8 protein-coding genes are annotated in these 7,906 nt (G+C 65.4%); 6 read left to right on the top strand and 2 right to left on the bottom strand.

Annotated elements, in window-relative coordinates; translation table 11 throughout:
• The coding region (gene infB / locus SB4_RS06760) for a translation initiation factor IF-2 (protein WP_082670028.1) at nt 1–1,344 on the top strand (1,344 nt) is incomplete at its 5' end.
• Between the two features lie 102 nt (nt 1,345–1,446).
• On the top strand, nt 1,447–1,854 hold the full coding sequence (gene rbfA / locus SB4_RS06755) for a 30S ribosome-binding factor RbfA (protein WP_058751954.1): 408 nt from the start codon (nt 1,447–1,449) through the stop codon (nt 1,852–1,854).
• 325 nt (nt 1,855–2,179) lie between these two features.
• Here rbfA and SB4_RS06750 read toward each other — a convergent pair whose 3' ends face one another.
• Nucleotides 2,180–2,761: a YceI family protein gene (locus SB4_RS06750; protein ID WP_058751953.1), complete on the bottom strand. Its 582-nt coding sequence runs from the start codon at nt 2,759–2,761 to the stop codon at nt 2,180–2,182.
• 54 nt (nt 2,762–2,815) lie between these two features.
• Between SB4_RS06750 and SB4_RS06745 the strand changes: the two genes are divergently transcribed.
• The 4 genes from SB4_RS06745 to pnp all read left to right on the top strand — a co-directional run bounded on the left by SB4_RS06745 (nt 2,816) and on the right by pnp (nt 7,311).
• Nucleotides 2,816–3,427, top strand: a complete 612-nt coding sequence (locus tag SB4_RS06745) for a thymidine kinase (protein ID WP_058751952.1) — start codon at nt 2,816–2,818, stop codon at nt 3,425–3,427.
• A gap of 10 nt (nt 3,428–3,437) precedes the next feature.
• Complete coding sequence (gene truB / locus SB4_RS06740) at nt 3,438–4,442, top strand: tRNA pseudouridine(55) synthase TruB (protein WP_058751951.1); 1,005 nt, start codon at nt 3,438–3,440, stop codon at nt 4,440–4,442.
• A gap of 12 nt (nt 4,443–4,454) precedes the next feature.
• Nucleotides 4,455–4,724, top strand: coding sequence for a 30S ribosomal protein S15 (gene rpsO, locus SB4_RS06735; RefSeq protein WP_007406197.1), 270 nt, complete (start codon nt 4,455–4,457; stop codon nt 4,722–4,724).
• Nucleotides 4,725–4,971: 247 nt separating this feature from the next.
• Nucleotides 4,972–7,311: a polyribonucleotide nucleotidyltransferase gene (gene pnp / locus SB4_RS06730; protein WP_058751950.1), complete on the top strand. Its 2,340-nt coding sequence runs from the start codon at nt 4,972–4,974 to the stop codon at nt 7,309–7,311.
• Nucleotides 7,312–7,468: 157 nt separating this feature from the next.
• Here the strand turns inward: pnp and SB4_RS06725 are convergent.
• On the bottom strand, nt 7,469–7,906 hold a 438-nt coding region (locus tag SB4_RS06725; protein WP_478212455.1), incomplete at its 5' end, for an alpha/beta fold hydrolase.

Here is a 7,906-nt window from a genome sequence, read left to right as displayed (position 1 = left end):
CTCGACACGCCGGGCCACGAGGCCTTTACCCAGATGCGCGCCCGCGGCGCCGACGTCACGGATATCGTGGTGCTGGTGGTGGCGGCCGATGACGGGCTGATGCCGCAGACGATCGAGGCGATCAACCACACCAAGGCGGCGGGCAAGCCGATGATCGTGGCGATCAACAAGATCGACAAGCACGACGCCAATGCCCAGCGCGTCCGTGAGCGTCTGCTCGAGCATGACGTGCAGGTCGAGGACATGGGTGGTGAGACCCAGGACGTCGAAGTGTCGGCGCTCAAGAAGATCGGTCTGGATACGCTGATCGAGAAGATCCAGCTGCAGGCCGAACTGCTCGAACTGACCGCCAACCCCGATCGCGCGGCCGAGGGCAGCGTGGTCGAGGCCAAGCTGGACAAGGGCCGTGGTCCGGTCGCGACCGTGCTGGTCACGCGCGGCACGCTGAAGGTCGGCGACGTGTTCGTCGTTGGCGCGGAAAGCGGCAAGGTCCGTGCGCTGGTCGACGACAAGGGCCGTCAGGTGAAGCAGGCGGGTCCTGCGATGCCGGTCGAAGTCCTTGGTCTGTCGGGCGTGCCCCAGGCGGGCGACCTGTTGCAGGTCGTCGAGAACGAGGCGCGGGCGCGTGAAGTCGCCGAATATCGCCAGAGCGTGGTGCTGCAGAAGCGCACGACCTCGGCCCCGGCCAGCCTGGAGTCGATGTTCTCGGCGCTGAAGGCGAACCAAGCCAAGGAATATCCGCTGGTCGTGAAGGCGGATACGCAGGGCACCGTCGAGGCGATCGTGGCGTCGATCAACAAGATCCAGTCGGATCTGATCAAGGCGCGCATCCTGCACTCGGGTGTCGGTGGCATCACCGAGTCGGACGTGACGCTGGCGGCCGCGAGCGGAGCCCCGATCATCGGCTTCAATGTCCGTGCCAACGCCAAGGCGCGTGAGATCGCCGAGCGGAACAAGGTGGCGTTGAAATATTACGACGTCATCTATGACCTGATCGACGAGATCCGCGCGGGCATGGCCGGTGAGCTGGGCCCCGAGGCGTTCGAGACGGTCGTCGGCCGCGCCGAAATCCGCGAGGTCTTCTCGGCGGGCAAGATCGGCAAGGCTGCCGGTCTGCTGGTCACCGAGGGTGTCATCCGCAAGGCGCTCAAGGCCCGCATCACGCGCAACGACGTCATCATCTACCAGGGCGAGATCAACTCGCTCCGCCGGTTCAAGGACGATGTCGCCGAGGTTCGCGCTGGCCTGGAGTGCGGTGTGACGTTCACGCAGAACTTCACCGACATCAAGCCGGGCGACTATCTCGAGACGTTCGAGGTCGAGATGCGCGAGCGTTCGCTCTGATGATCGCGGGGCGGCGGGACTGGTCCTGCCGCCCGTGCATCACGCCGGAATGGATCGCGGTCGCCGGTATGGCGGCCGCGATTTTCGTTTGAGAAGAAACATATGGTCCAAGCCAAAAACCCCGCCGAACCCTCGGTCCGCCTGCTGCGCGTGGGCGAGCAGGTGCGCCACATCCTCTCTGAAATCCTGGCGCGCGGCGACGTGCATGACGAGACGCTGGCCAAGCATCTGGTCAGCGTGACCGAAGTACGCATGTCGCCCGACCTGCGTCACGCGACCGTCTTCGTGAAGCCGCTGCTCGGCAAGGACGAGGAAATGGTCATCAAGGCGCTGCGCACGAATACCGCGTATCTGCAGCGCGAGGTCGCGACGCGGGTGAAGATGAAATATGCCGCCAAGCTGAAGTTTTTGGCGGACGAGAGCTTCGACGAGGGCAGCCATATCGACTCGCTGCTGCGCACGCCCAAGGTGGCGCAGGATCTGGCGGAGGGTGACACGTCAGAGGACTGACATCCCGTTCCGCCTGAGTGAAGTCGAGGGCCACGGGATTCAGGTTCGCGCAGAGGCGCGGAGGGCGCGGAGAAGAAGATCCCGCATCCAATAAGGTGGCCCACCCCGGCGAAGGCCGGGGTCCAGTATCTTCTGCGTCGATGGCGCGCTGCGCCAAAGCGGGGGCGGCGAGCCCATTGCGCCCTCGCGCACCCTCCGCAACTGGACTCCGGCCTCCGCCGGGGTGGCATGATAGGGGGGCGTTTAGCGAAACCTTCTCTGCGTCCTCCGCGCCTCTGCGCGAACCCCATCCCGTGGCCTCAGCGCTGACTGAACGGGAGTAGGATTACACTCCCGAAGGCATCAAATCCGCGTCGATCGCGATCGTCACCTGCCGCCCGACGATCAGCGGATAGGCGGTCATCCCGAAATCGCGCCGGTCGATCCGGGTCGTGGCGGCAATGTGCACCGGCTCGCGGCCCGTCATCGCGGCGAAGGGCTGCGAGAACTCGACCATCAGGGTCGCGGGCCGCGTCACGCCGCGCGCCGAAATCGTGCCCGCCACCTGCGCGCTGTGCGGGCCGGTGCGGGTCATCGACGATCCGTGAAAGGTCACGTGGCGATAATGATCGACGTCGAAGAAATCCGGCCCTCGCAATCGCGAGCGCGTGAGCAAATCCCCCGCCTCCAGCGCCTGCGCATCGATCTGCACGTCCAGCGTCACCGCCTGCGCATCCCGGTCGGACAGGGCCACGCGACCCTCCAGCTTGGGAAAGCGGGCGGTCTTGCTGCCCAGGCCGAAAAAGCCGACCTTGGCTTGCACTTGCGCATGGGCGGGATCGATATGATAGGTGATGGCCCCCGCCGGTGCCGCCGCGCCGAGCAAGGGCAACGCTGCCATCGCGGCCAGAGCCGTCCAGAATCTCATATTCTCTTCGTTCCCATGCTCGATACGATGCTTCCCTTCCGATAAGGGCGCGCCATGGCCAAGCTCTATTTCTACTACGCCAGTATGAATGCGGGAAAATCGACCATGCTGCTGCAGGCCGATTTCAACTATCGCGAGCGGGGGATGAACACGATGCTGTTCACCGCCGCGATCGACGACCGCTTCGCCTATGGCACGATCGCCTCGCGCATCGGCCTGTCGCAGCCCGCGACGCCGTTTCACGCGACCACCGATCTGGAGGCCTGTGCGCTGGATCGGCACGCAGAGACGCCGCTTGCGTGCATCCTGGTCGACGAAGCGCAGTTCCTGACGCCCGATCAGGTCGACCAGCTGGCGCGGCTGGCCGATCGGCATCGCATTCCGGTGCTGTGTTATGGCCTGCGCACCGACTTCAAGGGACAGCTGTTCTCCGGCTCGGCGCGATTGCTGGCGCTCGCCGATGCGTTGAGCGAGATCAAATCGGTCTGCGTATGCGGCGCGAAGGCGACGATGAACCTGCGCGTCGACAGCCAGGGGAAGGCGATTGCCGAGGGCGCACAGACCGAGATCGGTGGCAATGACCGTTATGTCGCGCTGTGCCGTCGCCATTTCGGTGAGGCACTGGCGGGCGGGACGGTGCTTGAGAGGATGACGAACCCCGACTAACGCCTTGCCGATGCATGGATGGATCATTCTCGACAAGCCGCTGGGGCTCGGTTCGACGCAAGGGGTGAGCGCGGTCAAGCGGTGCTTGCGCCAGGGCGGTTATGGCAAGGGGATCAAGGTCGGCCATGGCGGCACGCTCGACCCGCTGGCGACCGGCGTGCTGCCGATCGCGGTGGGTGAGGCGACCAAGCTGGCCGGGCGGATGCTCGACAGCGACAAGGTGTATGACTTCACCATCCGCTTCGGCGAGCAGACGTCGACGCTGGATGCGGAGGGCGAGGTGGTGGCGACCAGCGACGTGCGCCCGACCCGCGACGCGCTGGAGGCGGTGCTGCCGCGCTTCACCGGGCCGATTACCCAAGTGCCGCCCGCCTATTCGGCGCTGAAGATCGATGGCGAGCGGGCCTATGACCTGGCGCGCGCCGGGGAAGAGGTGGTGCTGGCGAGTCGCGCCGTGACGATTCACTCGCTCATATCCTCCCCGGCACGGGGAGGGGAACCGTTCGCGTCAGCGAATGGTGGAGGGGGGGAGACACTGGGCGAGTCCCTCGCGGAAGCCCCCCTCCACCATCCTGCGGATGGTCCCCCTCCCCGTGCCGGGGAGGATTTGGAGGAGATTACCCTCACCGCGCACGTCTCGAAGGGCACCTATATCCGCTCGCTCGCCCGCGACATCGCGCTGGCGCTCGGCACCGTGGGCCATGTCATCATGCTTCGCCGCACCAAGGCCGGGCCGTTCACCCTGGCTCCGGCGATATCGCTGGACAAATTGAACGAAATGGGGCAGGCGGCGACCCTTGAACAGATACTCCTGCCGCTGAGGGCGGGGCTGGACGACATCCCGGCTCTTGCTCTCGACCCCGACCAGGCAGGGGCGCTTCGTCAGGGGCGTGTGCTGGCCGGGATTGCCGTGGACGATGGCCAATATTTCGCGATGCTGGGGGATATCCCGGTGGCGCTGGTGGAGGCGCTGGACGAACAGGTCCGGGTCGTTCGTGGTTTCAACCTCGATTAAGAAAGGATCACGATGTCGATCACCGCTGAACGCCGCCAGGAAATCATCAAGGATCATGCCCGCGCCGAGGGTGACACGGGTTCGCCCGAAGTCCAGGTCGCGATCCTGACCCAGCGTATTCAGAACCTGACCGAGCACTTCAAGACCCACGCGAAGGACAACCATTCGCGTCGCGGCCTGTTGATGCTGGTCAACAAGCGCCGCTCGCTGCTCGACTATCTGCGTCACAAGGATGGCGACCGCTATCTGGCGCTGATCGCCAAGCTCGGCCTGCGCAAGTAAGCCAAGGCGACACGCCACGAAAAAGGGCATCCCTCACGGGGTGCCCTTTTTTTATCGGTTGGTGTATAGAGCACCCGGCCGACCGGATGCGCGCAAGGATGCGCCTCCCCAAAGCCCTTATGTCATGAAACCCGTCGAACTGTGCGGGTAGGATCGGAGGATCGGCAATTCGGTCGACCTCCAGAGCCAATCTTGGCTCAACCCATAGGCCCCGGCGGGATAGGCCCGTCGGAGTGAAGGATATTCCATGTTCAATACCAAGAAAGTGGCCATCGAGTGGGGCGGCAAGACGCTGACCCTCGAAACCGGCAAGGTGGCCCGTCAGGCTGACGGCGCGGTGATCGCGACGCTGGGCGAGACGGTGGTGCTGTGCGCCGTGACGGCCGCGAAGAATGTGAAGGAAGGGCAGGACTTCTTCCCGCTGACCGTTCACTATCAGGAGAAGTTCTCGTCGGCGGGCCGTATCCCCGGCGGTTTCTTCAAGCGCGAGCGTGGCGCGACCGAGCGTGAGACGCTGATCAGCCGCCTGATCGATCGTCCGATCCGCCCGCTGTTCCCCGAAGGTTTCTACAACGAGATCAACTGCATCTGCCAGGTGCTGTCCTATGACGGCGAGAACGAGCCCGACATCCTGGCGCTGGTCGCCGCGTCGGCCGCGCTCACCATCTCGGGCGTGCCCTTCATGGGCCCGATCGGCGCGGCGCGCGTCGGTTATGTCGATGGCGAGTATCAGCTGAACCCGACCGACGCCGAGGCGCTGGCTGGCGACCTAGACCTGGTCGTCGCCGCCACCCATGACGCGGTGATGATGGTCGAGTCGGAAGCCAAGGAGCTGTCCGAGGAAGTGATGCTGGGTGCCGTCATGTTCGCGCACAAGGCATCGCAGCAGATCATCGACGCGATCATCGATCTCGCCGAGCAGGCCGCGAAGGACCCGTGGGAGCTGAAGGTCGGCGACGACCAGAAGGCGGTCAAGGCCGAGCTGAAGAAGCTGGTCGGCAAGGACATCACGGCGGCCTACAAGCTGACCGACAAGCAGCAGCGCCAGACCGCGCTGGGCGAGGCCCGCGCCAAGGCGAAGGCCGCCATGGCCGACCGCACGCCCCAGGAGCAGCTGGTCGCCGCCAAGCTCGTCAAGAAGCTGGAAGCCGAGATCGTCCGCACCGCGATCCTGAAGGACGGCCGCCGCATCGACGGTCGCTCGACCACCCAGATCCGTCCGATCGAGGCCGAGGTCCACTTCCTGCCGCGTTCGCACGGCTCGGCGCTGTTCACGCGCGGCGAGACCCAGACGATTGCCACCACGACGCTGGGCACCCGCGACGCCGAGCAGATGATCGACGGCCTGAACGGCCTGTCGTACCAGCACTTCATGCTGCACTATAACTTCCCGCCCTATTCGGTCGGCGAAGTGGGCCGCTTCGGCGCGCCGGGCCGTCGCGAGATCGGCCATGGCAAGCTGGCGTGGCGCGCGCTGCACCCGGTGCTGCCGTCGAAGGAGGAATTCCCCTACACCATCCGCGTGACCAGCGACATCACCGAGTCGAACGGCTCGTCGTCGATGGCCACCGTCTGCGGCGGCTCGCTGTCGCTGATGGATGCGGGCGTTCCGCTGAAGCGTCCGGTGTCGGGCATCGCCATGGGCCTGATCCTGGAAGGCAAGGACTTCGCCGTCCTGTCCGACATCCTGGGTGACGAGGACCACCTGGGCGACATGGACTTCAAGGTCGCCGGCACCAGCGAGGGCATCACCTCGCTCCAGATGGACATCAAGATCGCCGGTATCACCGAGGAGATCATGAAGGTCGCGCTGGCACAGGCCAAGGAAGGCCGTGCGCACATCCTGGGCGAGATGAACAAGGCGCTGTCGTCGACCCGCACCGAGCTGTCGGCGCACGCGCCGCGCATCGAGACGATGACGATCGACAAGTCGAAGATCCGCGACGTGATCGGCACCGGCGGCAAGGTGATCCGCGAGATCGTCGCTACCACCGGCGCCAAGGTCGACATCGACGACGAGGGCGTGATCAAGATCAGCTCGTCGGACGGTGCGCAGATCGAAGCCGCGATGAACTGGATCAAGGGCATCGTCGAAGAGGCCGAGGTCGGCAAGATCTACAACGGCAAGGTCGTCAACCTGGTCGACTTCGGTGCGTTCGTGAACTTCATGGGCGGCAAGGACGGTCTGGTCCATGTCTCGGAGATCAAGAACGAGCGCGTCGAGAAGGTCTCGGACGTTCTGAGCGAAGGCCAGGAAGTCAAGGTCAAGGTCCTCGAGATCGATCCGCGCGGCAAGGTCCGCCTGTCGATGCGCGTCGTCGACCAGGAAACCGGCGCCGAGCTGGAGGACAATCGTCCGGCCCGCGAACCGCGTGAACCGCGCGGCGACCGTGGTCCCCGTGAAGGCGGTCGCGGTCCGCGTCGTGACGGCGGTGACCGTGGCGGCGAGCGCGGTGGTGATCGTGGTGGCGAAGGCCGCAGCGGCCCGCGTCGCGATCGTGGCGACCGTCCCCGTCGCGAAGGCGGCGAGCAGGGCGGTTCGCCCGAATTCGCCGCTCCGGCCTTCCTGACCGGTGATCGCGACTGATCCTGATATTCGGATGACGGACAAGGGCTCGGGGGAAACCCCGGGCCCTTTTTCGTTGGAAAAGGATTTGCGCATTTTTGGCTGCGCCTCTGCGCGAACACATCTTCACATAGATCCGCCTTCCAGCCATCGTTCAGCCAGAGCGGCGTGTAGCGCTTCACCGCGCATGGGCGTCCAGCCACCGCGCGATCGCGTCCACCACCTTATCCTCGATCCCATAATAGCCATGCGGGGTGAGGGACCCGCAGTCCTTCTTCGACCGCCTGACCCCGCCCGATACCGTCAGCACCTTCACTTCCGGGCTATGCGTCATCGCCGCCGCGATGCGCGGGGCATCGGCGGGGGGTGCCACGTTGCACCGGTCGTCTCGGTTGGCGACGACCAGCGCGGGTATCGTCACCTGCGCCGGATCGGCATCGAACACCGTCTCATGACTGCCCCCCATCACCGACACCGACTCGGTCAGCACGACGCCTGCGACGCTTCCCGGCGCGGCATGGGCGGCGCCGTTCATCGCCGCAATAGATCCCTGGCTGGTGCCGAGCAGGAAGACCGGTCCCGTCCCCTGCCGATGCGCCAGCGCGACCAGATCGCC

It is taken from the genome of Sphingomonas sanguinis (assembly GCF_001476905.1).
Classification (GTDB): domain Bacteria; phylum Pseudomonadota; class Alphaproteobacteria; order Sphingomonadales; family Sphingomonadaceae; genus Sphingomonas; species Sphingomonas sanguinis_B.
Note: the sequence above shows the minus strand (reverse complement) of the source record. Positions and strands in the feature narration are given on the sequence as shown.

What these genes read in the sequence shown, in the direction of transcription:
- pnp (WP_058751950.1), top strand. Translation starts at nt 4,972, where the DNA reads ATGTTCAATACCAAGAAAGTGGCCATCGAGTGGGGCGGCAAGACGCTG.
- SB4_RS06745 (WP_058751952.1), top strand. Translation starts at nt 2,816, where the DNA reads ATGGCCAAGCTCTATTTCTACTACGCCAGTATGAATGCGGGAAAATCG.
- rpsO (WP_007406197.1), top strand. Translation starts at nt 4,455, where the DNA reads ATGTCGATCACCGCTGAACGCCGCCAGGAAATCATCAAGGATCATGCC.
- truB (WP_058751951.1), top strand. Translation starts at nt 3,438, where the DNA reads ATGCATGGATGGATCATTCTCGACAAGCCGCTGGGGCTCGGTTCGACG.
- SB4_RS06750 (WP_058751953.1), bottom strand. Translation starts at nt 2,761, where the DNA reads ATGAGATTCTGGACGGCTCTGGCCGCGATGGCAGCGTTGCCCTTGCTC.
- rbfA (WP_058751954.1), top strand. Translation starts at nt 1,447, where the DNA reads ATGGTCCAAGCCAAAAACCCCGCCGAACCCTCGGTCCGCCTGCTGCGC.